21 protein-coding genes are annotated in these 25,250 nt (G+C 74.2%); 15 read left to right on the forward strand and 6 right to left on the reverse strand.

All coding sequences use genetic code 11. The features are described 5' to 3' along the window. Positions 1-227: 227 nt before the first annotated feature. From ACFPBZ_RS13610 to ACFPBZ_RS13625, 4 genes are all read right to left on the reverse strand, one after another. A complete protein-coding gene (locus ACFPBZ_RS13610; protein WP_378036598.1) occupies positions 228-1,844 on the reverse strand; it encodes an acyl-CoA dehydrogenase family protein in 1,617 nt (538 codons plus the stop codon). Between the two features lie 40 nt (positions 1,845-1,884). Next, entirely contained in the window at positions 1,885-2,532 is a 648-nt protein-coding gene (locus ACFPBZ_RS13615; RefSeq protein WP_378036599.1) for an antibiotic biosynthesis monooxygenase, read from the reverse strand. Further along, positions 2,532-3,098: a nucleoside deaminase gene (locus ACFPBZ_RS13620; protein WP_378036600.1), complete on the reverse strand. Its 567-nt coding sequence runs from the start codon at positions 3,096-3,098 to the stop codon at positions 2,532-2,534. The genes ACFPBZ_RS13615 and ACFPBZ_RS13620 overlap by 1 nt, the downstream gene beginning before the upstream one ends. Positions 3,099-3,179: 81 nt before the next feature. Further along, entirely contained in the window at positions 3,180-4,244 is a 1,065-nt protein-coding gene (locus ACFPBZ_RS13625; RefSeq protein WP_378036601.1) for an aldo/keto reductase, read from the reverse strand. Between the two features lie 24 nt (positions 4,245-4,268). Between ACFPBZ_RS13625 and ACFPBZ_RS13630 the strand changes: the two genes are divergently transcribed. The 6 genes from ACFPBZ_RS13630 (at position 4,269) to ACFPBZ_RS13655 (ending at position 14,888) form a co-directional block, all read left to right on the forward strand. After that, positions 4,269-5,231 carry a cyclase family protein gene (locus ACFPBZ_RS13630; protein ID WP_378036602.1) on the forward strand — a complete coding sequence of 321 codons (963 nt, stop codon included), beginning with the start codon at positions 4,269-4,271 and terminating at the stop codon, positions 5,229-5,231. Further along, positions 5,228-6,898 (forward strand): class I adenylate-forming enzyme family protein, encoded by a 1,671-nt coding sequence (locus tag ACFPBZ_RS13635; protein WP_378036603.1) that lies wholly within the window; start codon positions 5,228-5,230, stop codon positions 6,896-6,898. The genes ACFPBZ_RS13630 and ACFPBZ_RS13635 overlap by 4 nt, the downstream gene beginning before the upstream one ends. 103 nt (positions 6,899-7,001) lie before the next feature. Then, on the forward strand, positions 7,002-7,538 hold the full coding sequence (locus ACFPBZ_RS13640) for a DUF305 domain-containing protein (RefSeq protein ID WP_378036604.1): 537 nt from the start codon (positions 7,002-7,004) through the stop codon (positions 7,536-7,538). 182 nt (positions 7,539-7,720) lie between these two features. Continuing rightward, positions 7,721-11,062, forward strand: a complete 3,342-nt coding sequence (locus ACFPBZ_RS13645) for an arabinosyltransferase domain-containing protein (RefSeq protein ID WP_378036605.1) — start codon at positions 7,721-7,723, stop codon at positions 11,060-11,062. A gap of 82 nt (positions 11,063-11,144) precedes the next feature. Then, entirely contained in the window at positions 11,145-12,554 is a 1,410-nt protein-coding gene (locus ACFPBZ_RS13650) for a PepSY-associated TM helix domain-containing protein (protein WP_378036606.1), read from the forward strand. Between the two features lie 93 nt (positions 12,555-12,647). Continuing rightward, the gene (locus ACFPBZ_RS13655) at positions 12,648-14,888 is read left to right on the forward strand and encodes an HNH endonuclease signature motif containing protein (protein ID WP_378036607.1); all 2,241 of its coding nucleotides are present in this window, start codon (positions 12,648-12,650) and stop codon (positions 14,886-14,888) included. Here the strand turns inward: ACFPBZ_RS13655 and ACFPBZ_RS13660 are convergent. Beyond that, complete coding sequence (locus ACFPBZ_RS13660) at positions 14,885-15,781, reverse strand: isocitrate lyase/PEP mutase family protein (protein WP_378036608.1); 897 nt, start codon at positions 15,779-15,781, stop codon at positions 14,885-14,887. The two genes, ACFPBZ_RS13655 and ACFPBZ_RS13660, sit on opposite strands and share 4 nt — an antisense overlap. An 89-nt stretch (positions 15,782-15,870) precedes the next feature. On the opposite strand from ACFPBZ_RS13660, the gene ACFPBZ_RS13665 reads away from it, so the two are divergent. The 9 genes from ACFPBZ_RS13665 to ACFPBZ_RS13705 all read left to right on the forward strand — a co-directional run bounded on the left by ACFPBZ_RS13665 (position 15,871) and on the right by ACFPBZ_RS13705 (position 24,795). Further along, positions 15,871-16,527 (forward strand): GntR family transcriptional regulator, encoded by a 657-nt coding sequence (locus ACFPBZ_RS13665; RefSeq protein ID WP_378036609.1) that lies wholly within the window; start codon positions 15,871-15,873, stop codon positions 16,525-16,527. Then, positions 16,524-17,141, forward strand: a complete 618-nt coding sequence (locus ACFPBZ_RS13670; protein WP_378036610.1) for an isochorismatase family protein — start codon at positions 16,524-16,526, stop codon at positions 17,139-17,141. The genes ACFPBZ_RS13665 and ACFPBZ_RS13670 overlap by 4 nt, the downstream gene beginning before the upstream one ends. Continuing rightward, positions 17,142-18,221 carry an LLM class flavin-dependent oxidoreductase gene (locus ACFPBZ_RS13675; RefSeq protein ID WP_378036611.1) on the forward strand — a complete coding sequence of 360 codons (1,080 nt, stop codon included), beginning with the start codon at positions 17,142-17,144 and terminating at the stop codon, positions 18,219-18,221. A 40-nt stretch (positions 18,222-18,261) separates the two neighbouring features. Beyond that, complete coding sequence (locus ACFPBZ_RS13680) at positions 18,262-18,774, forward strand: HAD family hydrolase (protein WP_378036612.1); 513 nt, start codon at positions 18,262-18,264, stop codon at positions 18,772-18,774. A 116-nt stretch (positions 18,775-18,890) separates the two neighbouring features. Further along, positions 18,891-19,271 (forward strand): hypothetical protein, encoded by a 381-nt coding sequence (locus tag ACFPBZ_RS13685; RefSeq protein WP_378036613.1) that lies wholly within the window; start codon positions 18,891-18,893, stop codon positions 19,269-19,271. A 42-nt stretch (positions 19,272-19,313) separates the two neighbouring features. Continuing rightward, the gene (locus ACFPBZ_RS13690) at positions 19,314-19,901 is read left to right on the forward strand and encodes a TetR/AcrR family transcriptional regulator (RefSeq protein ID WP_378036614.1); all 588 of its coding nucleotides are present in this window, start codon (positions 19,314-19,316) and stop codon (positions 19,899-19,901) included. A gap of 26 nt (positions 19,902-19,927) precedes the next feature. Then, positions 19,928-21,685, forward strand: coding sequence for an acyclic terpene utilization AtuA family protein (locus ACFPBZ_RS13695; RefSeq protein WP_378036615.1), 1,758 nt, complete (start codon positions 19,928-19,930; stop codon positions 21,683-21,685). 26 nt (positions 21,686-21,711) lie between these two features. Continuing rightward, positions 21,712-23,190, forward strand: a complete 1,479-nt coding sequence (locus ACFPBZ_RS13700; protein WP_378036616.1) for a CoA transferase — start codon at positions 21,712-21,714, stop codon at positions 23,188-23,190. Between the two features lie 120 nt (positions 23,191-23,310). Then, positions 23,311-24,795 carry an LGFP repeat-containing protein gene (locus ACFPBZ_RS13705; protein ID WP_378036617.1) on the forward strand — a complete coding sequence of 495 codons (1,485 nt, stop codon included), beginning with the start codon at positions 23,311-23,313 and terminating at the stop codon, positions 24,793-24,795. Here ACFPBZ_RS13705 and ACFPBZ_RS13710 read toward each other — a convergent pair. Further along, the gene (locus ACFPBZ_RS13710) at positions 24,792-25,244 is read right to left on the reverse strand and encodes a protein-tyrosine phosphatase family protein (RefSeq protein ID WP_378036618.1); all 453 of its coding nucleotides are present in this window, start codon (positions 25,242-25,244) and stop codon (positions 24,792-24,794) included. The two genes, ACFPBZ_RS13705 and ACFPBZ_RS13710, sit on opposite strands and share 4 nt — an antisense overlap. Between the last annotated feature and the right edge of the window lie 6 nt (positions 25,245-25,250).

Raw genomic sequence — 25,250 nt, forward strand, 5'->3', positions numbered from 1 at the left:
AGGTCCGTTGCCTGGCGCATACGGCTGGTGGTGCTCGCACGCCGCCGTCGAGGCGTTTGCGGGGCGCAACGACGCGGCGGCGGTACGCCCACCGAGCCGACCGTGCGAGGGACGCAACGACGCGCTAGCGGTACCTCGCCCGAGCCGGCCGTGTGCGGGGCGCAACGACGCGGCGGCGGTACGCCGACCGAGCCGGCCGTGTGCGCGGCGCAACGCGAGCGGCAGGGTCAGGCGGGGAGGGGGAGGCGGTCGAGGAGCCCGTCGACGTCGGTCCCACGCGGCAGGGTCCCGAAGGCCGCGCCGTGCTCACCCGCCACGCGGGAGGCGACGAACGCGTCGGCCACCGCGGCGGGGGAGTGCCGCACCAGCAGGGACCCCTGCAGGACGACAGCCATCCGCTCGGCGAGCCAGCGGGCGCGGTCCTCGGCAGGGTCGCGGAGGTCGTCCTGCAGGGCCTTCCACGCGGCGTCGAGGCGGTGGTCGGCGCCCGAGGCCGCCTCGACCTCCACCCGGTAGGCCTCGACGGCGGCGGGCTCGCGGGAGAGGACCCGCATCAGGTCGAGCGCGTTGACGTTGCCCGAGCCCTCCCAGATCGAGTTCAGCGGCGACTCGCGGAACAGCCGCGGCATGCCCGACTCCTCGACGAACCCGTTGCCTCCGAGGCACTCGAGCGCCTCGCCGACGAGCGTGGTCTGGCGCTTGCAGATCCAGTACTTGCCCAGGGTCACGCCGATCCGGCGGAAGGCGGCCTCGTGCGGGTCGTCGGCGGAGCGGTCCTGGGCCCCGGCGAGGCGCATCGCGAGGGTCACCGCCGCCTCGGACTCGAGCGTCAGGTCGGCGAGCACCCCGCGCATCAGCGGCTTGTCGATCAGCGCCGAGCCGAAGGCGTGGCGGTGCCGGGCGTGCCAGGCGGCCCGCCGGACGGCGTCGCGCATCCCGGCGGCGGAGCCCAGGGCGTTGTCGAGCCGGGTGCAGGCGACCATCTCGATGATCGTCCGGACCCCGCGGCCCTCGTCGCCGACCCGGAACCCGACGGTCCCGTCGAACTCCGGTTCCGACGAGGCGTTCGAGCGGTTCCCGAGCTTGTCCTTGAGCCGCTGGATGGCGAACGGGTTCCGCGAGCCGTCGGGGAGGATCCGCGGGACGAGGAAGCACGTCACGCCCGCGGACGTCTGCGCGAGGACCAGGAACACGTCGCACATCGGGGCGCTGGTGAACCACTTGTGGCCGGTCAGCACGTAGGTGCCGTCGGACTGCTCGACGGCGGTGGTCGTGTTCGTCCGGACGTCGGACCCGCCCTGCTTCTCGGTCATCCCCATGCCCGCGAGCAGGCCGGGCTTCGACGAGGGGTCGCGCAGGGTGCCGTCGTAGGAGCGGCTGAGCAGCCCGGGCCCGTAGCGGTCGAAGAGCTCCGGGGAGACCTTCAGCGCCGGGACGACGGCGTGCGACATCGACACCGGGCAGCCGTGGCCGGCCTCGGCCTGCGACCACACGAGGAACCCCGCCGCCCGGGCCACGTGGGTCCCCGCGGGGCCGTCCCAGACCGCGCCCGCGAACCCGCGCGAGACGGCCTCGCCGAGCAGGGCGTGGTAGCCCGGGTCGTAGTCGACCTCGTCGACCCGGTTCCCCACGCGGTCGTGCGTGCGCAGCCGCGGCTCGTTGCGGTGGGCGGCGTCGGCCCACTCCCGCACCTCGGCCGACCCGGCGCGGCGCCCGGTGTCGTGCAGGTCGTCGAGGGCCCACCCGGCCCCCTCGCGGTGCAGCGCCTCGAGCAGGGGCGGGTCGGCCGCGAGGTCGACGTCGACGAGGTCGGGGACCTGGTTGGTGACGACGTGGGTGGGCATGCCGCGATCCCACCACGGGTGGGCTACCCGCCGGTAGGGCTCACCCGGTCAGCAGGGCGAAGACCGCCGCCGCGCCCGTGAGGAACAGCAGGGAGGCGACCGTCCCGACGACGTCCGTGCGGGGCCGGCGTGCCCCGGCCGGCGGCTCGAGCCAGAAGGCGAGGACCCGGGTGACCACCGGCATGACGAGCCAGGTCAGCGCGCTGACCGACAGCACGTTGCCGACCAGCAGGCTCGCCCACAGCGGCGCCGCCGGCCACACCGCGGAGAGCCCGAGGGTCAGCAGGACGACGGTCGGGTACAGCCCGACGAGCACCGACAGCGCCGTCTTCCAGGACGGCGTCGCCGGACCGGCACCGCTGTTCGTCGGGAACCAGCTCCCGAACGACGCGGTGACCCGCTGCAGGCGGAAGTCGCGGAAGCGCTCGCTCTCGCGGATGAGGTGCTCGCGCTCCGGGGAGGAGAGCCAGGTCTCCAGGTCGGCCTCGGTGGCGAACCGGGTCACCGCCACCCAGTCGTCCTGCACCCTCGCGACCGGCGGGTGCAGCTCGGTGCCGCGGTGGCCCGGGGAGCGTCGTTCGGCCTCGGTCATGCGGTGTTGCCAGGCGAGGAAGGCAGCCTCGTCGTGGGCGGGGACGGCGTGCGAGACGACGACCGTGACCAGGTCGGTCGCCGGGTCGACGCTCATCAGTAGGGGTGGCGGTCGGGGGTGGCGAGGTACTCCTCGTACATCGCGGCGCCGAGGTCGGGGCGCAGCTGCTCGATCTTGATCCGGCGCTCGCTCAGGGGCCGCTTGAAGTCGTCGTACTGGAACTCGTCGTCGAAGCCGACGCCGCGGGTGGCCTCGAGGTCGTTGGCGAAGTAGACGGCGTCGCAGCGGGCCCAGTAGATGGCGCCCATGCACATCGGGCAGGGGATGCCGCTCGTGTAGACCTCGGTGCCCATGAACATCCGGGCGCGCGCCTCGACGACGTCGGGGGAGCCCTTCGGGCGCGGGACGAGGGCGAGGTGGCCCTCGGCGCGCTGGTCGGGGGCGATCGTCGGGGCGTACGGGTTGAGCACCGACGCGGCCTTGCGCAGCATCTCGATCTCGGCGTGCGCGGTGACGTCGCCGGTGATCAGCACCCGGTTCTGCCCACGGGCGACGATCTCACCGTCCTTCACGAGGACGGCGCCGAACGGGCCGCCCCACCCCCGCCGCACCGATTCCGCCGCCAGCCGGCAGGCCTCCGCCATCAGTTCGTCGTGGGTCATGGCGCGAACGCTAGGCCGAACAGGCGTACCCCAGATAGCTCGAACGGAGCAACGGATGATCACGTCGGGGACACGGAGGCACTAGAGGATCTCGAGCCGGCGCTTGCGGTCGGGCGGCGGGAAGGCGGCGTCGAGGGTGGCGAGGTCGTCGTCGGTGAGCGTCACGTCGAGGGCGCCGCGGTTCTCTGCCATCCGCGCCGGGGTGGAGGCCTTGGGGATGGCGATGGTGCCGGGGCGGCGCAGGACCCAGGCGATCGCGACCTGGGCCGGGGTGGCGCCGTGGCGGTCGGCGATCTCGCGCAGGGTCGGGTCGCCGAGGAGCCGTCCCTGCTCGATGGGGGAGTAGGCCATGACCGGCAGGCCCTGCTCGGCCGCCCACGGGAGCAGGTCGAACTCCGGGCCGCGGCGGGTGAGGTTGTAGAGGATCTGGTCGGTGGCCACGGCGGTGCCCGCGAGCTGCTGCATCTCGTCGACGTCGAGGTTGCTCACGCCCCAGCGCCGGATCCTCCCGGTGTCGACGAGTTCGGTGAAGGCCTCGACGGTCTCGCTCAGGGGGTAGCGGCCGCGCCAGTGCAGCAGGTAGAGGTCGATCCGGTCGGTCCGCAGCCGGCGCAGGGCGCGCTCGCAGGCCTCGACGGTCCCGCGGCGCGAGGCGTCGGAGGGCAGCACCTTGTCGACGACGAAGGCCTCGTCGCGCCGCCCGTCGAGGGCCTCCCCGACGAGCTCCTGGGCGCCGCCGTCGGCGTACATCTCGGCCGTGTCGACGAGGGTGAGCCCCTCGTCGAGCGCGGCGTGCAGGGAGGCGATCTCGTCCCGACGACGGCCGGGGTCCTCCGCGTAGCCCCAGGTGCCGGCGCCGAGGACCGGGATCGGGGTGCCGTCGGGGAGGGGCGTCGTCGGGATGTCCATGGCCCGGGAGTGCCTCCCGCCCGGGTGCACCAATCCGGGCCCGACCCGGATTCGTCCCCCCGGGCCGGAGGCGCCTCCCCGGGTCTGGCATCCCGGCACGACGACGCCGGGGGCGACCCCGAGCTGCTCGCGGCCGAGCGAGGCGTTCGAGGAGATCGCGGTGATCCCTCCTCGGACGGTCAGGAGCGCGTCGCGCCACCCGATCGTGGGTGGCAGGGTGAGACCGGGGTCACCCACTCTCGACGACGAGGAGACAACACGATGGCCGACGCACCCTCGATGGCGGAGCTGCTCGGGGACAACCCTCCGAAGAACTGGGGCAAGTGGGGTGACGACGACCAGGTCGGGTCCCTCAACTACCTCGATGCCGCCCAGGTGCTCCGTGGCGTGGCGAGCGTGAAGACCGGCCAGGTGTTCACGCTGCAGTGCCCGATGGGCCACCCGCACGGCGACCCGGTCTTCCCGGGCCGCGAGGGCATCAAGCGCGAGATGGTGTGGGACCAGGAGCTTTTCGAGTCGGGCAACGGCCCGTCCTTCCCGGGCGGCATCCGCGCGAGCGACGACAAGGCCGAGATCTTCCTGCAGGGCTCGTCGCAGTACGACGCGCTCGGGCACGCCTGGTACGACGACACGCTGTGGAACGGCAAGTCCGCCGACACCACCAACGGCGGCGGGATGAGCTGGGCGTCGGTCCTGCCGATCGCGGAGCGCGGCATCGTCGGGCGGGGCGTGCTGATCGACATGGCGCGCCACCGGAACAAGGAGTGGCTCGACAAGGGCGAGACGTTCACCCACACCGACCTCGAGGAGGCCGCGGCCGCGCAGGGGACGTCGATCGAGGACCGCGACATCGTCCTGATCCGCACCGGCTTCCTGAAGTACTTCTACGCGACGCCGGCCGAGGAGTTCTACGAGGGCTTCATCGAGCCGGGCCTGACCTACTCCCGCGAGCTCGTGGAGTGGTTCCAGACCAAGGAGATCCCCAACCTCGTCACCGACACGATCGCCAACGAGGTGACGGCGAACCCCGAGACCGGGGTGCTGCTCCCGCTGCACGCCTCCCTGCTGCGCAACCTCGGCGTGAGCCTCGCCGAGATCATCTGGCTCGACGACCTCGCCGACGCCTGCGCCGCCGACGGCCGCTGGGACTTCCTCTACACCGCCGCCCCGCTGAAGATCCACGAGGCGACCGGTGCGCCGGTGAACCCGGTGGTGATCCGGTGAGCGACTCCGTCTACGAGTCCCGGCCGTGGCTCGCGCGCTACCGCGACGACTACAACCACGGCGCCGTCACCCTCGAGTTCGCGAGCGCCCTCGACATGGTCCGCGCGGCCGTCGAGCGCGACCCCGACTGCGAGATCGTCCGCTACTTCGACGGCACCCTGACGCTGCGCGAGCTCGACGAGCTCTCGGACGCGTTCGCGGTGGCGCTGACCGAGCGGGGCTTCGCCAAGGGCGACCGGCTCGCCACCTACCTGCAGAACATCCCGCAGGTGCTGGTGGTCGTCGTCGGGACCTGGAAGGCCGGCGGCATCGTCGTCAGCGTGAACCCGATGTCGCGGCAGCGGGAGCTCACGACGATCCTCACCGACTGCGACGCGTCGGCGATCGTCTCGCAGGAGGACCTCTGGTCGATCGCTAGCGGGGTCGTCCCGAACACGAACGTCCGCATCGCGTTCACCACCTCGCCGCTGGAGTTCCAGACGAGGCACGACGAGCGCCTCTTCAAGGGCATGGAGCGCACCGCCTGCGAGGGCGCCGAGGACCTGACGACGACGCTGGAGCAGTTCCGGGGCCGCACGCCGGACCCGGTGGAGCTCGGGGGCGACGACGTCGCGTTCCTCGGCTACACCTCGGGGACGACGGGCCCGCCCAAGGGCGCGATGAACACCCACGCCAACATCGTGTTCAACGCCCAGACCTACCGGGACTGGATCAAGCTCGACCGCGAGGACTCGGTCTTCGGGGTGGCGCCGCTGTTCCACATCACCGGCGTCGTCGGGCACCTGGCGATCGCGCTGCTGCTGCCCTGCCCGCTGGTGCTGGCCTACCGGTTCGAGCCGGGCGTGGTCGTCGACGCGATCCGCGAGCACCGCCCGACGTTCTCCATCGGGTCGATCACCGTGTTCATCGCGATGATGAACGCGCCGAACGCCGACTCCGATGCCCTGTCCTCGATGGTCAAGGTGTACTCGGGCGGCGCGCCGATCCCGCCGTCGACGGTGAAGGCGTTCCAGGACCAGTTCGGGCACTACATCCACAACTTCTACGGGCTCACTGAGACCAACTCGCCGTCGCACGGGGTGCCGCTCGGCGCCACCGCGCCGGTCGACGAGGCCTCGGGCGCGCTGTCGGTGGGAGTGCCGGTGTTCGACACCGTCGTGCGGATCGTGCGCGACGACGGCACCGAGGCCGACGTGGGCGAGGTCGGGGAGATCACCACCCGCGGCCCGCAGGTGGTGCCGGCCTACTGGGGCAAGCCCGAGGAGACCGAGAAGGCGCTGCGCGGCCCGGGCGGCGTGATCGAGCTCAGCACCGGCGACGTCGGCTACATGGACGACCAGGGCTGGTTCTACGTCGTCGACCGCAAGAAGGACCAGATCAACGCGGGCGGCTACAAGGTGTGGCCGCGCGAGGTGGAGGACGTCCTCTACGAGCACCCGGCGGTGCGGGAGGCGGCGGTCGTCGGGGTCCCCGACGAGTACCGGGGCGAGACGGTCAAGGCGTTCGTCTCGCTGCGGCCCGGCGCCACGGTGGAGGTCGAGGAGCTGATCGCGTTCTGCAAGGAGCGCATGTCGGCCTACAAGTACCCCCGCCAGATCGAGCTCCGGGACGAGCTGCCGAAGACGGTCACCGGCAAGCTGCTGCGCCGGGAGCTGCGGGGGACCTGACCCGTGCCGGAGCGAACGGCACTCTCGCTGCTTCTACGTGAGCGAGAGTGCCGTTCGCTCCGGCGTACGGCGACCCGACGCCGCGTGGGGCAGTCTGGTGATCATGCGGACAGCGGTGCGGACGGCGTGGCTGGTCGTCGTGCTGGCCCTCGCCCTGGTGGCCGCGGGGTGCGCCGCCGAGACGCCGCCGCCGCCGGCCCCGGCCGCCGACGACGTCGGGTTCGCCGCGGCGATGATGCCCCACCACGAGCAGGCCCTCGAGCTCTCCGCGCTGGTCCGCGGGCGCTCCACCGACCCCGAGGTCACCGACCTCGCCTTCCGGATCGACCGTGAGCAGGTCGAGGAGGCCGGGCAGCTGCGGGGGTTCCTCGCCCTGCGCGGAGGGGCCCCGACGATGCCCATGACCGGCATGGCGGGCATGGCCGACGCCGCGACGCTCGACCGGCTCCGCGCCTCGTCGGGACCGGCCTTCGACCGGCTCTGGCTGGAGACGATGACGGCCCACCACGAGGGGGCGCTGACCATGGCGCGCCAGTACCTCGCGGGCCCGCCCGGGGCGCTGACGGACTTCGCGCGCGCCGTGCTGCTCTCCCAGCAGGCCGAGATCGACCGGATGCGGGCGGCGCTGGCCCGGCCCTGAGCCGGACCCTGTGAACCAGGCCACCGCGGGATGCGGACACTGGGCGTAATCGCCGCCGCCGTTCGCACCCCCGGAGCCTCCTCCTGACGACCACCTCGCCGACCGAGCGGATCGACGCACCGCTCCTCGGACCCGACCCGGAGCCCGGGCCGGCCCGGCGCGCGTGGCCGGAGACGGCGACGGTGCGGCGGATCCTGCGGCTGCTGGTCGTGCTCGCGGCGCTGGTCACCGGGGTCGCGGCCGTCGTCGTGGCGGCCGAGGTGCCCGGGGCGCCGGTGGTGTCGTCGACCTCGACCGTCACGTGGCCGCGGGAGGGTGAGGCGCCCACCGCGACCACGCTCTTCCTCGTCCCGTACCGGCCCGCCTCGCTCGAGGTGACCGTCCCGTGCGGGGCGCTGCAGGCCGCGCGGGACCGGACGGGCGACACCACGGTGCTCGCCACCGCGGTCGGCGCGCCGGTCGACGGGCTCGCGGTGCGGACCCGACCCGGCACCGACGGCGGCGCGACCGCGGTGCAGGTGATCTCGAGCGGACGCGTGGTGCCGGTCGAGGTGCCGGACGACGACTGCGGGCTGCGGATCGTCGCCGACGGGGACGGGCTGGCGGTGACCGTCGGGAAGCGGGCTCCCGTCACCGTGCCCGGCGACCCGGTGCCCGAGGTCTTCGCGGCCACCACCGACCTCACCGGCCCCGACGCGGACGGCCTGGCGCTGACCGCCCGCACCCCGGCCTGGTTCGACAACGCCCCCACCCCGGAGAAGTCGGCGCTGATCACGGCGGCGCCCGCGCTCGCGTTCGCCTCGGTGCTGCTCGTCGTCCTCGCCCGGGTCCTCGTCCCGACGACGCCCGCCGGGCGCACCGTCCGCGAGCTCGCCTCGGCACGGGGGCTCGCGATCGCGCGGACGCGGTGGCGTCGTGTGCGGCGGCGGTTCCTCGTCACGGCGGGCCGCCCCTGGGTGCTGGGCCGGCTCGCGGTGGACGCCGCGGTCGCCCTGGGGGTCACCTGGTGGTCGATCGTCGGGCCGCTGACCGACGACGACGGGTTCGCCGCCGTGATCGCCCGGCAGACCGGCGCCGGCGACCCGGCCAACTACTACCGCTGGTTCAACGCCTCCGAGGTCCCCTTCGGCGCCAACCAGCGGCTCCTCGCCTCGATGGACGTCGGGGCCGGCCCCCTCGAGCTGCGGACCCTGAGCGTCGCCGCCGGCCTGCTGCTGTGGGTGGTCCTCACCCGCGGCGTGCTGCGGCCCGCGCTGGGAGCGGCGGGCCGGACGATCGTCGTGCGGGTCCTGGCCGCCCTCGCGCTGGCCGCGTGGTGGCTGCCCTACGACCTCGGCGCCCGCCCCGAACCGGTCGTCGCGCTCGGGACCGTCGTCGTCATGGCCCTCGTGCTCCGCGCCGCGACCCGGGACGGGCGGGGCCACCCCGTCGTCCTCGTGGCGGTCGCCGCCCTCGTCGCCGGGCTCACGGTGACCGTCGCCCCGTCCGGGCTGATCGCGGCGGCGCCGTTCCTGCTGTGCCTGCCCCGGCTGCTGCGCGCGGTCCGCGACGGCTCGCCCCGCGAGGACGGCCCCGTCGCCCGGGCGACCCGGCTCGTGCTCCCGGCGGCGCACCTCGCGGCGGTCGCGGGCCTCGCCGCGCTGGTCCTCGTCGTCGTGTTCGCCGACCAGTCGTGGCACGGGTTCGAGGTCGCGACCGACGTCCACCGCCAGATCGGGCCGAACCAGCCCTGGTACGCCGAGTGGCTGCGCTACGGCTACCTCTTCGGCGAGGACTCCTGGGGCGCCGCGGCCAAGCGGGTGCCGGTGGTCGCCGGGCTGGTGCTCGGGGGGACGGGACTCGTCGTGCTCGCCCGGGGGACCGCACCCCTCGGCCGGGAGTCGGTGCTCCTGCTCGGCCTGCTGCCCGCCGGGTTCGGGCTGCTCGCGGTCACCCCCTCGAAGTGGTCGCACCACTTCGGCGCGCTCGCCGGGTTCGGCGCCATCGGCCTCGTCGTCGTCCTCGTCGCGCTGGGCCGCGCCAGCCGGCAGCGCGAGCCGGTCGTCGCCGCGACCGCCGCGCTCGCGACCCTCCTGCTCGCCCTCGGCGCCGCCTTCGCGTTCTCCGGGCCGAACGCCTGGTGGGCCTACTCCGGCTTCGGGATGCCGGGATCGACCGGCCCGCAGCGCCCGTTCGACTCGATCGTCCTGTGGCTCCTGCTCGCCGTCGGCATCGCGGTGGCCGCGGGGGTGCTCGCCGGGGTGCGGTGGTCGCCGGGTCCCGACGACGAGGGGCGCGGGTCGCGTCCCGTGCGCGCGGTCCTGGCCGCGGCGCCGCTGGTGCCCGCCGCGACCGGCGTCGTCGTGCTCCTGGTGTCCGTGCTGCTCCTGGCCTCGTCGTTCTCGACCGCCGGCGACCGGGACGGCTACTCGCTCGCGGCGCAGAACCGCGCCGCCCTGGCCGGGGCGCCGGGCGCCTGCGGGCTGCAGGACCGGCTCCAGGTGCTGACGACGGTGCGCGGCGGCCCGCTCACCCCGGTCCGTGGCTCGACCGCGACGCTGTCGGGGTTCGTGGCCGACGGGGGAGCGGTCGACCCGCCACCGTCGCGGCCCGACCAGACCGACGGCAGCGAGGGCACCACCGACACCCGCGACGGCCGGTTCACCTGGGGGAGCCGCGGCGACGGCGACGGGTCGGTCGGCGAGATGACCACCGGCTGGTTCGGGCTCACCCGCCCGCGCGCCGGCCAGGAGCTCGCGATCGGGGTGGCCGGGCGGACCGCCGACGGGGCGTCGCTGACCTGGGAGTTCGGGAAGGGCGACCGGGTGGTGGGCGAGCGGCGCGTCGTCGAGACCGCCGAGCCCGACCGCGGCTACAAGGGCTACTCCGGCTCCGTCGAGCAGGAGCGGCTGCAGGACGCGGCGAGCCGGCGCGACCGCTGGCGCACGGTGACCCTCACCCCGGACGAGGTTCCCGACGAGGCCGACCGCGTGCGCCTGCGCGCCACAGACGACCGCACCGACGCGGGCGGGTGGATCGCGTTCACCGGGCCGCGGGTGGTCGAGCCCGAACCCCTCGACCAGTGGCTCGCCGACCGCGGCCCGGTCCTCGTCGACTGGGCGATCGCCTTCGCCTGGCCGTGCACGGGCGAGCTGCCCCGGGTCGCAGGCGGGGTCGCCCAGACGCCCGGGGTGATCATCACCGCGCCGGGCGCCCCGAACGACCCGGTCCCCGGCGAGCGCACCACCAACCCCAGCCCGCCCGGCGACATCGTCCCGGAACGCTGGACCGGCGGCACCGACGGCCTCTACACCGGCCAGGACTCGGGCGGCAGCTTCGCGGGGCTGACCGCGGCCGCCTCCCTGCGCGAGCTCGACACCCGGCTTCCCGACGAGCCGAGTCGGCGCTGGGGGCGGGTGCTGGTCCCGGACCTCGAGGACCTGGAGGCCGACCGGTACTCCGTCGCGACGGAGACCCGGACGATCCCCGGGACCGACGGCGACCCCGCGCCGGTGGTGAACCCGGCGCCGCTGCCGGTGCCCTGATCCTCGGCTTTCGCGGGAACCAATCGCTCGATCGGGACGACTGGGTCGGTGTCGCGCTCCCCACGCCTGCGAGGACCTCCCCGTGTCAGACACCCTCGACCCGCTCCTCGACGAGCCCCGTCCGACCCCACCCGTCCCCGCGGGCCGCACCGGCGCCTGGCGGGGGCTGCGGCCGCTCGTCGTGCGGCTGCACTTCTACGTCGGGATGTTCGTCGGCCCGTTCATCCTGCTCGCGGCCCTGACCGGGCTGATCTACACGATCACCCCGCAGCTCGACCAGCTGCTCTACCGCGACGCCCTCACCGTCCCGGCGGCCCCGACCTCGCTCGACCTGCGGAGCCAGGTGGCCGCGGCCTCCGCGGCGGTTCCCGACGGCACGGTCACCGAGGTTCGCCCGGCCCCCGACCCGGCGTCGACGACGCGGGTCTCCTTCGACGCCCCGGGCGTCGCCGAGGACTACTCCCGCACCGCCTTCGTCGACCCGCACACCGGGCAGGTCCGGGCCGTCCTCGAGACCTTCGGGGAGTGGCTGCCGACCCGGGCCTGGATCGACACCCTGCACCGCACCCTCCACCTCGGCGACGTCGGCCGGGTGTACTCCGAGCTGGCCGCGAGCTGGCTGTGGGTGCTCGCGGTCAGCGGCCTCGCCCTCTGGGTCGTGCGGCGGCGTCGTCGGTCCGCTCTACGCCGCACGGTGCTGCCCGAACAGTCGGCCCGGGGCCGCGCCCGCCTCCGGTCGTGGCACGGGTCGGTGGGGCTGTGGGCCGCGGTCGGGATGCTGTTCCTCTCCGCCACCGGCCTGACCTGGTCGCAGTTCGCCGGGGAGAACGTCTCGGCGCTGCGGAGCGCCCTGTCCTGGACCACGCCGTCGGTCTCGACGGAGCTGCCGGCGGCGCAGAGTCCGACGACGGACGCGCCCCCGATGGTCACGACCCCGGCGGTCCCGGACGCGCCGGACCTCGTCGGGACCACCGCCGAGCGGGTGCTCGCCGCCGCCCGGGGGGCCGGCCTGAGCGATCCCGTCGCCGTCACCCCGCCCGAGGAGGCGGGACAGGCGTGGACGGTCAGCCAGGTCAAGCGGTCGTGGCCGTTGAAGCAGGACGCGGTGTCGGTCGACCCGTCGACGGGTGCCGTGCTCGAGACCGTCCGCTGGGCCGACTGGTCGATCCCGGCCAAGCTCGCCGAGATCGGGATCAGCGCCCACATGGGCATCCTCTTCGGGGTGGCCAACCAGCTGCTGCTGGTCGCGCTGGCCCTCGGGATCATCGTGGTCGTCGTGTGGGGCTACCGGATGTGGTGGCTGCGCCGCCCGACCCGTCCCGGCGCGACGGCTCCGGGCGGGACCGAGCGGCCGGGCGTCGGGGCGACCGTCTCCGTGGGCGTCGCGGCCGTGGTCCTCGGGGTCTTCTTCCCGGTGCTCGGGGTGTCGTTGCTGGCGTTCCTGCTCGGCGACGCCATGTGGCAGGAGCACCGCCACCGGCAGAGCGCCTAGTCCGTGATCGTGATGAGCCCGTGACCTGCCCCGGGTGCTCCTCCTGGGCTTTCGCGGCCGTGACTGTCGGACCTTCGAACTAATATTCGATCCATGACGGTGACCGAGGGGTTCCTGCGGCAGGACGGGGTGTTCGACGAGCCCCTGCCCGCCGCGCCCCTCGGTGACCCCGCGGACTGTGTGGGGCAGGACGCCGAGGCCGGGCTGGTCGCCTGGCACGAGGTGCTGAACCACGTGACGTGGCGGCGGCTGCGCTGGATCCGGGAGACCGCCCGCGCGCGGGCCGATGTGCTGGAGCGTTGGCCCGAGCCCGACCCGCGGGTGATCGCGGCTGCTCTGGGGTGGTCGGTGGGGATGGCCGCGTCCCGGATCGAGTTGGCCGAGGGGGCCCTGGAGCGGATGCCGCGGCTCGGGGCGGCGATGCGCGACGGGCACGTGGAGGAGTCCAAGGCCGGGAAGTTCGTCGTCGGGCTGCGCGATGTCGACGACGAGCAGGCCCGCACCGTGGTCGACGCGCTGATCGACGAGGCCCCGGGGCTGGGAGTGTTCGAGCTGGAGCAGAAGATCGCGGCGGCGGTGAAGGACGTCGACCCCGACGGGGCGGAGAACCGCTGCAAGGCCGCGGTCGCCCGGGCGCGGGTGCGGACGAGGACGGCGCCGTCGGGGGCGGTGGAGATTCACGGGATGGACCTGGACCCTGACGTCGCGGTCCCGGCGTTCGAGCGTCTGGCCGCGATCGCCGACGAGGTCTCCGGGCGGCTCAAGGCCGCCGGTACCGATGTGCCGCTGTCGCGGGTGCAGGCGTCGGTGTATCTGCGGTTGTTGCACGGCTGCCCCGATGGCGACAACGACGACCTGGCGATCGCCGACCACGTCACCGAGGAACTCCTGGACCCGCCCACCCCCGACGACGGTGGCCCGGACGACGGTGGCCCGGACGACGGTGGCCCGGACGACGGTGGCCCGGACGATGGCGGCCCGGACGACGGCGGCCCGGACGACGGTGGCCCCGCCGGCGGCGGCCCGGACGACGGCCCGCGCGATGACGAGGGCCGCAGGGACGGCCCCGCTGACGGTGGCTCCGGTCCTGATGACCCCGGTCCTGGTGGTCCTGATGACCCCGGTCCTGGTGGTCCTGGTCCTGGCCGCCCTGCCGACGGCCACGGCCCCGCTGCCGGCTCCGACGACGTCACGCCGTCCGGTTCGCCGACTCCGGCAGGCGTTCCCGACCTCGACGCCCTGACCGGGCGCTTCCCGGCGGACGTCGACACCCGGGACAACGGCCCGGACGATGACCACGCCGAGCCGGAAGCGTCGCCGCCGCCGTGGCAGCCCGGCGACCCACCCCCGGAGCCGCCCCCGGACGACACCCCGGACCTGACGATCCCGACCGGGGAGCCGCCACCCCCGCTGACCGCCCGGCTCACCGACCGCGGGCTGGAGTTCCGGCCGGCGACGCTGCGGACCTCGCTGTTCACCGCGCTCGGACTCGCCCGCGCCCACGGCCACCTCCCCGTGGGCGCCCTGACCGGCGGCGACGCCCACGCCCTGGCCTGGGCCCGGACGTGCGCCCAGTTCCGGGTCCTGCTCCACGACGACGACGGCCACCTGCAGTGGGTGCTGCTCGTGCGGCCTCCGCACCGACCGGGCGCCGACCCCCGCTACCGCCGCCAGGTCGTCGAACTCACCGCCTCCACCAGCGACCTCGACACCCTCGACGTCGAGGGCCGGCTGGTCGGGCACTTCGCCGAGCTCGCCCGCCGCACGAAAGCAGCCCTCGAGAGACAGCGGGCCCGCCCGCCCGTAGATCACCCCGCCACGACCACCGCCGACGCCATCAACCGGTTCCCCGGCGCCGAGCTCGCGCGCTGGGTGCAGGCGAGGGACCGGACGTGCCGGTTCCCGATGTGCACCGTCGCGGCGGTGGCCTGCCACCTCGACCACACCCACGACTGGCTGCTCGACGGCCCCACCCAGGCCGACAACCTCGGCGCCCTGTCGGTCGGGGACCACCTGCGCAAACACGACCTCAGGAGCGGCTGGACCGTCGAACAACCCACCCCGGGCAGGTTCGTGTGGACCTCACCGACCGGCACCACCCACACCGTCGAACCCGAGCCCCACCGGGCACTGCGACCGATGCGGCGCGCCCGCTACGACCACGGGATCACCGACACCGACGAGCCGACGACGCAGCGCCCGTGGCGGCCGCGCACCGACAAGCACGGCCACATCACCGATGCCGCCCGAGCCACCCTCGAGGAGATCGACCGCCGACACCGCGAACGACAGAACCAGCCACCCAGCACCTACGACGGCGATCCGCCCTTCTAGGCCTTGTAGCGCTCCTCGAGCTCGCGGATCTCGGAGATGCCCACGATCTCGGTGAACGCGTCGAGCCCGGGCACATCGAGGTCGCCCAGGGCGGCCGAGGGGGAGCCGTCGTCGTGCAGGCGCGTGAGCATCGTCCGGATACCCGATGCGGCGGCCAGCAGCGTCGACACCGGGTAGAGGATCAGCGAGAACCCGAGCTCGGCGAGGCGGTCGTAGGAGGGGAGCGGGGTGCGCCCGCCCTCGGCGCCGTTGAACACCAGCTGGTGGCCCGACAGCTCGGAAGCGACCTTCTCCAGCGCGTCGGAGGAAGTGGGCGCTTCGACGAACAGCAGGTCGGCCCCGGCGTCGGCGAACGCCCTCGCCCGCTCGATCGCGGCGTCGACGCCGTACTGCTGGGCGGCGTCGGTGCGGGCGATGATCACGAGGTCGGGGTCGGTGCGGGCGTCGACCGCGGCCCGGATCTTCGCGGTCATCTCCTCGAGGGGCACGACCTCCTTGCCCGCCAGGTGCCCGCACTTCTTCGGCAGGCTCTGGTCCTCGAGGTGCAGCCCCGCGATACCGGCCTGCTCGTACTCGCGGACGGTGCGGATGACGTTGATCGGGTTGCCGTAGCCGGTGTCGGCGTCCGCGATCAGCGGCACGTCGACCACCGAGGCCATGCGGCGGGCGTTGTCGACCATCTCGGCCTGCCCGAGCAGCCCGACGTCGGGCCGGCCGAGCAACGAGGCGGTGGTCCCGAACCCGGTCATGTAGACGACGTCGAAGCCGGCCTGCTCCACCAGGCGCGCGGACAGCGCGTCGTAGGCCCCGGGGGCGACGACCGGGCGGTCGCCGGCCAGGAGCGACCGCAGGCGGGCGCGTCGTCCGGTGGGGTGGCTGAGCAGATCGGCCATGGCTGGTCCTCCCGCGATGTGTACAAACCGGCCGGAAACTCTGGTCTTCCAGCGCGGGTGACCCTACGTTGCATGCAACGGAGGTGGGAATGGTCACGACGACGACGGCTGGTCGCGCCTCGGAGCGCGCCCACGTCGCCCTGCGGGAGGCCATCCTGCGCGGCGAGCTGGCCGCCGGCGCCCACCTCGGGGAGGTCGAGCTCGCGGAGCGGCTCGGGGTGTCACGCACCCCCGTCCGCGAGGCGCTCAGCCGGCTCGCGTCCGAGGGACTCGTCGAGGTGCTCCCGCACCGCGGGGCCCGCGTGGTCACGTTCTCGCCCGACGACCTCGACGGCATCTTCGACGTCCGCCTCGCCCTCGAGCCGCGCGCCACCGGCCGGGCCGCCGGTCGCGCGACCGCCGACGACCTCGCCGCCCTGGACGACCTCGCGCGCCGCATGCTCGTCGTGGGGAGCCCGGGGCCCGACCAGGACCTCGACGCGCTCGTCCCGCTCAACCGCGAGTTCCACGCCCGGCTGCTCGACGTCGCCGCGGCGCCCGCCCTGTCGAGTGCGCTGGCGAACGTCATGCACACCCCGGTGGTGCTGCGGACCTTCCACACCTACGACGCGGCCTCGCTGCACCGCAGCCTGGCCCACCACGCGGAGATCGTCGCGGCGCTGCGGGCCGGCGACCCCGACTGGGCCTCCGCGGTCATGCGGAGCCACATCGGCAACGCCCGCGCGGTGATGGTGAGGCGCTCGTGAGCAACCCCCACGGTTCGAACTTCGCGCGCCGCGTCGGCTGGGGCATCAACCCCGCCGTCGTGGTGGTCGACCTCGTCCGGGCCTACGTCGAGCCCGAGGGTCCGTTCTTCCTCGACGGCGCCCAGGACCGGGTGCTCGCGGCGACCGCGGAGCTCGTCGGGGCGGCCCGCGAGCACGGCGTGCCCGTGGTGTGGACCGTGGTCCGCTACGCCGCAGACCTCGCCGACGCCGGGTTCTTCGCCGTCAAGGTGCCCGCGCTGGCCTGCTTCGCCGACGGCGCCGAGGGCGGGTGGGGCGAGCTCGTCCTCGCCCTCGCCTACGACGACGCCGTGCTCACCAAGCAGCACGCGTCGGCCTTCGTCGGGACCTCCCTGGCCGCGACCCTGCGGGCGCGGGGCGTCGACACCGTGGTGGTCGCGGGCGTGTCGACGTCGGGGTGCGTGCGCGCGACCGCCACCGACGCCCTCGCGGCGGGCTTCCGGCCCGTCGTCGTGGACGAGGCCTGCGGCGACCGCACCGCGGCCCTGCACGAGAACAACCTGGCGGACCTGGACGCGAAGTACGCCGACGTCGTCGGACTCGCCGAAGCCCTTCAACACCTCGGAGGTCGTTAGATGCAGTACGGCGTCTTCATCCCCAACGCCACCAACGGCTACATCCTGTCCACGGGCAGCCCGCAGTACCGGCCGAGCTTCGCGCACAACGTCGCGATCACGCAGGAGGCCGAGAAGCAGGGCCTCGACTTCGTGCTCTCGATGATGAAGCACCGCGGCACCGGCGGGCCCAGCGACTTCTGGGGCGAGTGCCTCGAGTCGTTCACCCTGTTCGGCGGGCTGGCCGCGGTGACCGAGCGGATCGGGCTCTACCCCTCGGTGACCACGCTCGCGACGCACCCGATCATGGCCGCGCGCATGGTCGCGACGATCGACGAGATCTCGGGCGGGCGCTGCGGGCTGAACATCGTCACCGGCTGGAACAAGCCGGAGTACACGCAGATGGGCCTCTGGCCCGGGGATGAGTACTTCAACCGGCGCTACGAGTACGCCGCGGAGTACGTGCAGGTGCTGCGGGCGCTGTGGAGCGAGGGCACGACGACGTTCCACGGCGAGTTCTTCGACTTCGACGAGGCCGACATGCGCCCGAAGCCGCTGCACACCCCGACCGTGGTGTGCGCGGGCCAGTCGCCCGCCGGCCAGGCGTTCACGGCGCAGTACGGCGACCGGAACTTCATCATGGCCGAGCGCTCGAAGGTCGGGGCGATCGCGAACGGCGTGAAGGAGCTGGGCACCGGCCAGGGCCGCGACGTCGGCACCTACGCGCTCTACTGCATCATCGCCGAGGAGACCGACGAGGCCGCCGACAAGCTCTGCGACCACATCGTCGCCACGGCCGACCTCGACGCGATCAGCCACATGACCACCGGCGCCTCGCTCGACTCCAACCCCGACGGCACGTCCGCCCAGCTGCTCGCCTCCCTGGAGCGCCCGGCCGCCGAGGGCAACATGGCGTTCCTGTCGCTGCCGGTGGTCAAGGGCTCCTACGAGCGGGTCGCCGCGCAGCTCGACGAGATCGCGGTGACCACCGGAATCGACGGCGCGCTGCTCACCTGGCCCGACTTCGTGGACGGCGTGACGAAGTTCGGCGAGCGCGTCAAGCCGCTGCTGCGGGAGGCCGCGCCCGCCGCGACGGTCTGACCGGCAGGCCGACCGGGCCGCCGACCGATAACCTCGGCCGGTGCTCAGGCCCCCGGCCACCCCGATGCTGTTCGTGGAGATCGACGCCGTGCGGCGGTCGGCCGAGGACCTCGGCCGGCCGCTGCGTGGTCCGCTCGACGTGGAGGTCCACCTCGACGCCGTCGAGCGGATGCGGCTGTGGAAGGCCGCGGGCGGGCGCATCGTCGGGTTCGCCCACGTCCCGGAGGTCGCGCGCGGGGAGCTCGGCGAGGACGTCGCGGTCCGCCTGCTCTGGACGGTGCACGAGCGGGCGGGCAACCCGTTCGACACGCTCGTGCAGTGCCCGCACGACCCCGACGCACCCACCCCCGACCTCGCGCGCTGCTGGTGCCGCCCGCCGAAGCCGGGCCTGCTGATCGCCGGGCAGGAGCAGGTGGCCCTGCGCCAGCGCGAGCGCTACCCGGTGTGGATGGCGCTCGTCGTGGCCGCGAGCGAGCCGGTCGCCCAGTGCGCGCGCGACCTGGGGATCGACGTGGTCGACGCCACCGCCTGGCGGTGGGGCGCGGCCGGGTGATTCGTGCCCGAAGGGCCCTGACCTGGGCGGATGGCGCCGATCGTCCCGTCGACAGCATCGTCGGGAAGGCGTAGTCCGGAGTCACGAGACACCCGTGACGAGGATGGTGACCGGCGATGACCGAACGACCGATGAGCGAGCGCAAGCACGTGGTGCCCGCGCCCCCGCCGCACTGCTGGGAGGTGCGCGGCTGGCAGCCGCCGCCCCCGGGGTCGGACGAGGCGCTCGGGTGGCACACCGTCGCCTTCACCCCCTCGCACGACGACGCCGTGGTGATCGCCCACGCGCTCGTCGCCGGCAACGGTCCCGACGAGGGCGCGACGCTCGCCTCCGTCCCCGCCACCCCGTTCTCCTACGTCGAGGTGTGGGGGCCCTCCGAGGAGGAGGGCGGCCGCTCGCACACCTGCGAGCGCTACCCGGAGCCGAGCCCCGACGAGCGCCGCGAGATGTGGCTGCGGGCGGCGTCCTCGCTCTACACCGACGGGCTGAGCGTGTAAGCGCTTGCCGGCTTGTTCCGCTCCCGTGGGAGACTGCGTCCCATGGGATCGGCCACCAGGGAGGCGTTCTTCGACGCCGCGTTGCGTCTGCTCGCCGCCGGCCACGACGACGGCCGGGCCGTGGAACCCGCGGTCCCCCGCGCCGGGCTGAAGCTGGCCCCGCTGTGCCGCACCGTCGGGGTGACCACCGGGTCCTTCTACCACCACTTCGCGGGGTGGGACGCCTTCGTCGAGGCGCTGCTCGGGCACTGGGAGACCACCGAGACGGCCCGCCTGGTCGAGGCGGCCGGGCGGGAGGCCGACGCCGGGCAGCGCCTCGCGCTGCTCACCCACCTCGCGCTGACCTTCCCGCACGAGGCGGAGGCGGCGATCCGGGCGTGGGCCCACCTCGACCCCCGGGTCGCCGTGGTGCAGCGCCGGGTCGACGACACGCGCCGGGCCGCCGTGGCCGACTGCCTGGTCGAGCTCGTCCCGGAGCGCGCCGAGGAGGTCGCCGCGCTCGCGGTCGACACGCTCATCGGGATCCAGAGCGGGCTGCGCCCCATCGACGTCGACGTCCTGCGCGCCCGCTTCGGGCTCGTGCTCGAGCTCGCCGGGCTGCCGCGCTCGGAGGCCCTGCTCCCGCACTGACCTCGGCCGATCTAGGGTGACCGGCCATGGAGGCCGTTCGCATCGCTAACTGTGCCGGCTGGTTGTGGGACCGGTTCTCCGGGCTCCGCGACGCGCTGGAGGGACCGGTCGACGTCGTCACCGGCGACTACCTCGCCGAGCCGACCCTGCGCCAGCTCGCCCTCGAGCGCGGCAAGGACCCGTCGCTCGGCTACGCCCGCAGCTTCCTCGCCCAGTTCACCGACGCGGTCGACCTGCTCGTCGAGCGCCGCGCGAAGCTCGTCGTCGACGCCGGGGGCCTCAACCCGGCCGGCCTCGCCGTCGAGTGCCGCCGGGTGATCGCCGAGGCGGGGCACACCCTCGTCGTCGCGCACGTGGAGGGCGACGACGTCCACGGCCGGCTCGGCGAGTTCGGCCCGCTGCCCCATCTCGACGACGGCCGTCCGCTCGCCAACTGGGGCCACGAGCCCGGCACCGCGAACGCCTACCTCGGCGGCTGGGGGATCACCGCCGCGCTGGCGGCGGGGGCCGACGTCGTCGTGACCGGCCGGGTCACCGACGCCTCCCTGACCACCGGCGTCGCCGCCTGGTGGCACGGCTGGGGGCCCGAGGACTGGGATCCGCTGGCCGGCGCGGTCGCCGCGGCGCACGTCATCGAGTGCGGGCCGCAGGCCACCGGCGGGAACTTCTCCGGGTTCACGTCGGTCCCGCGGGTCGACGACCTCGGCTACCCGATCGCCGAGATCGCCGCCGACGGCACCGCCGTGATCACCAAGCACGACACCGCGGGCGGCACGGTCACCACCGACACCGTCATCGCCCAGCTGCTCTACGAGATCCAGGGGCCCACCTACCTCAACCCCGACGTCACCGTCGACCTCACCGACGTCACCGTCACGCAGGCCGGGCCCGACCGGGTGTCGCTCACCGGCGTCCGCGGCACCCCGCCCTCGCCCACGACGAAGCTCGCGGTCACCGCACCGGGCGGGTTCGAGTCGAGCGTGTCGTTCTACGCGACCGGGCTCGACCTCGAGGCGAAGGCCGCCCTGCTGACCACCCACGTCGAGCGCATCACCGCGGGCCTCGACCTGTCGCTGCTGCGGATCGACCGGATCGGCGCCCCGGTCCAGGACCCGCCCGACCAGTGGGCCGCGGCCCAGCAGATCCTCGTCACCGCCCAGGCCCGCGACCGCTCCCAGGTGGGCGCCGAACGCTTCATCGCGCCCCTGACCGGCCTCTTCCTGCCCGGCTACCCGGGTCTCTACGTCACCCCGCTGAAGGTCGCGGCGCCCGTGGTCGAGTACTGGCCGAGCCTCGTGCCGACCGAGGCGCTCGACCACGAGGTCGTCCTCGCGGACGGGTCCCGGCTGCCGGTGAAGGACACCCCGGTGCGTGCCGACTTCGCCGGCCAGCCGGCCTCGGTGCCCGCTCCGGTCGGCGGGATCTTCCCGACGACGATGCGGGCGCCGCTCGGGTACGTCGCCCACGGCCGGTGCGGCGACAAGGGCGGGAACTCCAACATCGGGTTCTGGCCGGTCGGGGCTCCCGACGAGGACCTGGCCGAGCGGCGCTGGCAGTGGCTGCGCGCGGCGATCTCCGAGCAGCGCATCCGCAACCTCTACCGCGAGGCCGCCGACGCGCGGATCGAGCGCCACGAGTTCCCGGGCCTGCGCGCGGTCCACCTGGTGGTCCACGGGGTGCTGGGCAAGGGCGCCTCGTCGAACGGGCGGCCCGACATCGCGGGCAAGGCGATCGCCGAGTTCCTGCGGGCCCGCTACGTCGAGATCCCGGAGGAGCTGCTGTGAGGGCGAGCGGAGCGACGGGAGAAGGCATGAGTGACCTGACGACCCGTCTCGAGAAGGCCTGGGCGAGCCCGGTCGGCGCCGAGGAACCCTTCGACCTCGCCGGGGAGCTCGACGAGGTCCTCGCCGGGGTCGGGCTCTCGGCCGCCGACGCCGGGGGAGCGGTGACCAGCGAGGGCGCCGACCCGGTGGTGCCCTCGCCGATGCGGATCGGGGGCGCGGCGACGCTCGGGCTGCTGGCGAAGTCGGTTGCCGCGGCCGCGGTGCACCGGTGGCGCGGCGGGCCCGGCCAGGACGTGCACGTCGACCTGCGGCGCTCCCCGCACCGGCTCTGCCCGTTCTACGACCGGCGGTGGGAACGGCTCGGCCGCTACCCGGTGGCCTCGTCGTTGGAGCACGGCAACGCGATGGGCTTCTCCTTCTTCCGGTGCGCCGACGGCCGCTGGGTGATGCCGCAGAACATGTACGCGGGGCTGCGCGAGCGGGCCCAGGAGCTGCTCGGGGTGCCGCTGACGAAGGACCGGGTGGCGGCGGCGATCGGGGAGTGGACCGCGCCGGAGCTGGAGACGGCGGCCGCGGACGCGGGCGTCGTCATGCCGATGCTGCGCACCCTGCCCGAGTTCCTCGCCGAGCCCCACTACCGCGAGGCGCTCGCCGACCTGCCGCTGATCGAGCTGACGAGGGTCGGCGACGCGCCGCCGCAGCCGCTCCCGCCGGCCGGGGAGCAGCCGTTCTCCGGGCTGCGCGCCCTCGGGATGGGGCACGTCATTGCCGGGGCGGGGTTCGGGCGGTCGTTCGCGCTGCACGGCGCCGACGTGCTCAACCTGTGGCGCCCGGGCGAGGGGGAGCACGAGACGACGTACGCGTCGGCGAACGTCGGGATGCGCTCGGCGTGGCTCGACCCGCGCGCCGACCGGGCGGAGCTCTCCGAGCTGCTCTCCGGCGCCGACGTGTTCTTCCACAACCGCCGCCAGCAGTTCCTCGGCGAGATCGGCCTGACCCCCGAGGAAGCGTGCGCCGAGCGCCCGGGACTGGTCTACGTGACGGTGTCGCTGCACGGGCTCGAGGGGCCCTGGGCGGGGCGGCCGGGCTTCGACCAGTCGGCCGGCTCGGTCACCGGGATGATGCTGCTCGAGGGCTCGGTCGACCGCCCGCGGCTGCCGCCGATCATGGTGGTGAACGACTTCATCGTCCCGTGGCTCGCGCAGGCCGGGGTGGCGGCGGCGCTGCGTCGTCGGGCGGACGAGGGCGGGTCGTGGCACGTGCACGTCTCGCTGACCCGCGTGGCGCTGTGGATCCTCTCGCTGGGGCTCTTCGACAAGCAGTGGGCGCACTCGGTGGCCGGCACGGCGGGCGAGCACGAGTACCTCGACCCCGAGACGTTCACCGCCGCGACGCCGATGGGGCGCTACCAGGGGGTGACCGACCAGGTGGCGATGTCGGCCACCCCGGGGCATTACGACCCGGTTCTCGACGCCCGCGGCTCGTCGGACCTCGTCTGGCGCTGAACCCCGCCGGCAGTACCGCGGCGGTCGTCGGGCACGCTGCACCCCTCGGATACGCGCCGTGACCACTGCGGCGACTCCGGGTGAGGTCCGGGGGGACGCATGGGTGGGCATCGGGCCGTCGTGGCTCCGCGACGGATGGTGGCGGCGGGCCTGGCGGCCCTCACGGTGGCGGCGGTGGGGTTCGGCCTGGCCGTCGCGCCCACCCGCGCGCAGGCGGCGGCGCCCGTGGTGCCGGGCGACACCTCGGCGGCGTACATGGTCTACGACCGCACGACGAGGAAGGTGGTCGAGCAGGCGGGCGAGCACCGCTTGTTCCGCTCGGCCTCGCTGGTCAAGCTGCTGATCGCGCTCGACTACCTGCAGACCAAGGGCTCGACGAGCGCGGTCCCGGCCGCCGACCGGACGCTGCTCGACTCGATGCTGCGCTCCAGCGACGACGACGCCGCGAGCACGCTCTGGGTGCGCGGCGGCTACGAAAAGATCGTCCAGCGGATGGTCCCGAAGCTCGGGCTGGTCGACACCCAGCCGCCGACCGACCGCCGGTACTGGGGCTACACCGCCCTGAGCGCGGCCGACGTCGTCACCACCTACACCTACCTGCTCGACAAGGCCCCCGCCTCGTTCCGCGATCTCATCGTCGGGGACCTCGAGCGGTCCACCCGGTGCGCGTCCGACGGGTTCAACCAGGCGTTCGGGCTGCCCCGCGCGGTCACGGGGACGAAGGCGGTCAAGCAGGGCTGGTCGGGCTACGGCTCGGCGCCCACGGGGCCGGCATGCGTGGAGGGCCAGGAGGACGTCCCGCCGAACGCCGACTCGCAGCAGGCCGCCGAGGAGGCGCCCCAGGCCGTGGCCGACTCGCGCCCCGCGACCCTCGCCACCCCCGCGCTCGACCTGTCCAGCCGCGCGATGCACACCAGCGGCCTCGTCGACGCCCGCCGCCGCGTGATGGTGGTGCTGACGTTGAGCCCGAAGGCGAAGACGTTCGACGCCTCGGCGACGACGATCACCGGGATCGCCCGCACGCTGCACGACAACGCCGTGGCCGCCGGCCCGACGACCACCGTCCCCGTCACGACGAAGCCCGCCGTGCCCACCACCACGACGAAGCCCGCCCCGTCGTCCCCGGCCATCGACGCCTACGCCGCGCGCAACGCCGCCCGCCTCGGTCCGGCCTCGTCGGCCACCTACACCGTCCCCGGCGGGACGGCGCGCGACTACCGCGCGGGCACGGTCTACGCCTCCGACGCCACGGACGACGCCCGGCTCGTCGCCGCGGGCCCCACCCTCACCCGCTACCGGGCGCTCGGCGGACCGGGCGGCCTCCTCGGCTTCCCGACCACCGACACCACGGCCACCCCCGACGGCCGCGGCCGGTTCACCCACTTCACCGGCACCGGCGGCGCGTCGCTCTACCTCAACCCGGCCCGCAACCAGGCCTACGCCGTGTACGGCGCGATCCGGGTGCGGTGGTCCCAGCTGGGCTGGGAGCGCTCACGGCTCGGCTACCCGACGAGCGACGAGGTGGCCGTCAGCGGCGGCCGCCGGAACACGTTCGACCACGGCTCGCTGACCTGGAACGCCCGCACCGGCGCCGTCACCGGCTAGAGGCGGCGCAGGAGGTCGACGAACTCCGGGTTGTTGAGCGCGCCGTGGCGGGCGTCGCGGACCGCCTCCATCGCGTCGTCGGCGCTCCAGCCCTCGCGGATGAGCGACGCCGCCGACAGCAGCCCCGAGCGGTTCATCCCGGCCGCGCAGTGCACCAGCACCCGCTTGCCCGACGCCCGCATCGAGCGCACGAGGTCGGCGAGGGCGATGAGGGTGTCGCGGTCGGGGGCCGGGCCGTCCTCGATGAGCCAGTGGACGTAGAACTCCACGTCCTCGAGCGGGTCCTCCTCGCCGCTCAGGTCGAACACCGCGTCCCAGTTCTCGCCGGGGCTCGGGTGCCCCGACTGCCAGAGGCCCGGCACCACCTCGTCCGCGGGCCAGGGCGGCGCCTCGTCGTCGCGGTCGTCGCGGAGGTGGGCGGGAACGTAGCCGTCGAGCGAATCGGTCACCCGGGA

Source organism: Actinomycetospora atypica, from assembly GCF_042653685.1.
Taxonomy (GTDB): Bacteria; Actinomycetota; Actinomycetes; order Mycobacteriales; family Pseudonocardiaceae; genus Actinomycetospora; species Actinomycetospora atypica.

Coding starts and splice junctions, on each gene's coding strand:
- ACFPBZ_RS13615 (WP_378036599.1), bottom strand. CDS start 2,532: ATGAGCGTCGACCCGGCGACCGACCTGGTCACGGTCGTCGTCTCGCAC.
- ACFPBZ_RS13640 (WP_378036604.1), top strand. CDS start 7,002: ATGCGGACAGCGGTGCGGACGGCGTGGCTGGTCGTCGTGCTGGCCCTC.
- ACFPBZ_RS13620 (WP_378036600.1), bottom strand. CDS start 3,098: ATGACCCACGACGAACTGATGGCGGAGGCCTGCCGGCTGGCGGCGGAA.
- ACFPBZ_RS13700 (WP_378036616.1), top strand. CDS start 21,712: ATGAGTGACCTGACGACCCGTCTCGAGAAGGCCTGGGCGAGCCCGGTC.
- ACFPBZ_RS13675 (WP_378036611.1), top strand. CDS start 17,142: ATGCAGTACGGCGTCTTCATCCCCAACGCCACCAACGGCTACATCCTG.
- ACFPBZ_RS13665 (WP_378036609.1), top strand. CDS start 15,871: ATGGTCACGACGACGACGGCTGGTCGCGCCTCGGAGCGCGCCCACGTC.
- ACFPBZ_RS13695 (WP_378036615.1), top strand. CDS start 19,928: ATGGAGGCCGTTCGCATCGCTAACTGTGCCGGCTGGTTGTGGGACCGG.
- ACFPBZ_RS13690 (WP_378036614.1), top strand. CDS start 19,314: ATGGGATCGGCCACCAGGGAGGCGTTCTTCGACGCCGCGTTGCGTCTG.
- ACFPBZ_RS13630 (WP_378036602.1), top strand. CDS start 4,269: ATGGCCGACGCACCCTCGATGGCGGAGCTGCTCGGGGACAACCCTCCG.
- ACFPBZ_RS13660 (WP_378036608.1), bottom strand. CDS start 15,781: ATGGCCGATCTGCTCAGCCACCCCACCGGACGACGCGCCCGCCTGCGG.
- ACFPBZ_RS13610 (WP_378036598.1), bottom strand. CDS start 1,844: ATGCCCACCCACGTCGTCACCAACCAGGTCCCCGACCTCGTCGACGTC.
- ACFPBZ_RS13655 (WP_378036607.1), top strand. CDS start 12,648: ATGACGGTGACCGAGGGGTTCCTGCGGCAGGACGGGGTGTTCGACGAG.
- ACFPBZ_RS13685 (WP_378036613.1), top strand. CDS start 18,891: ATGACCGAACGACCGATGAGCGAGCGCAAGCACGTGGTGCCCGCGCCC.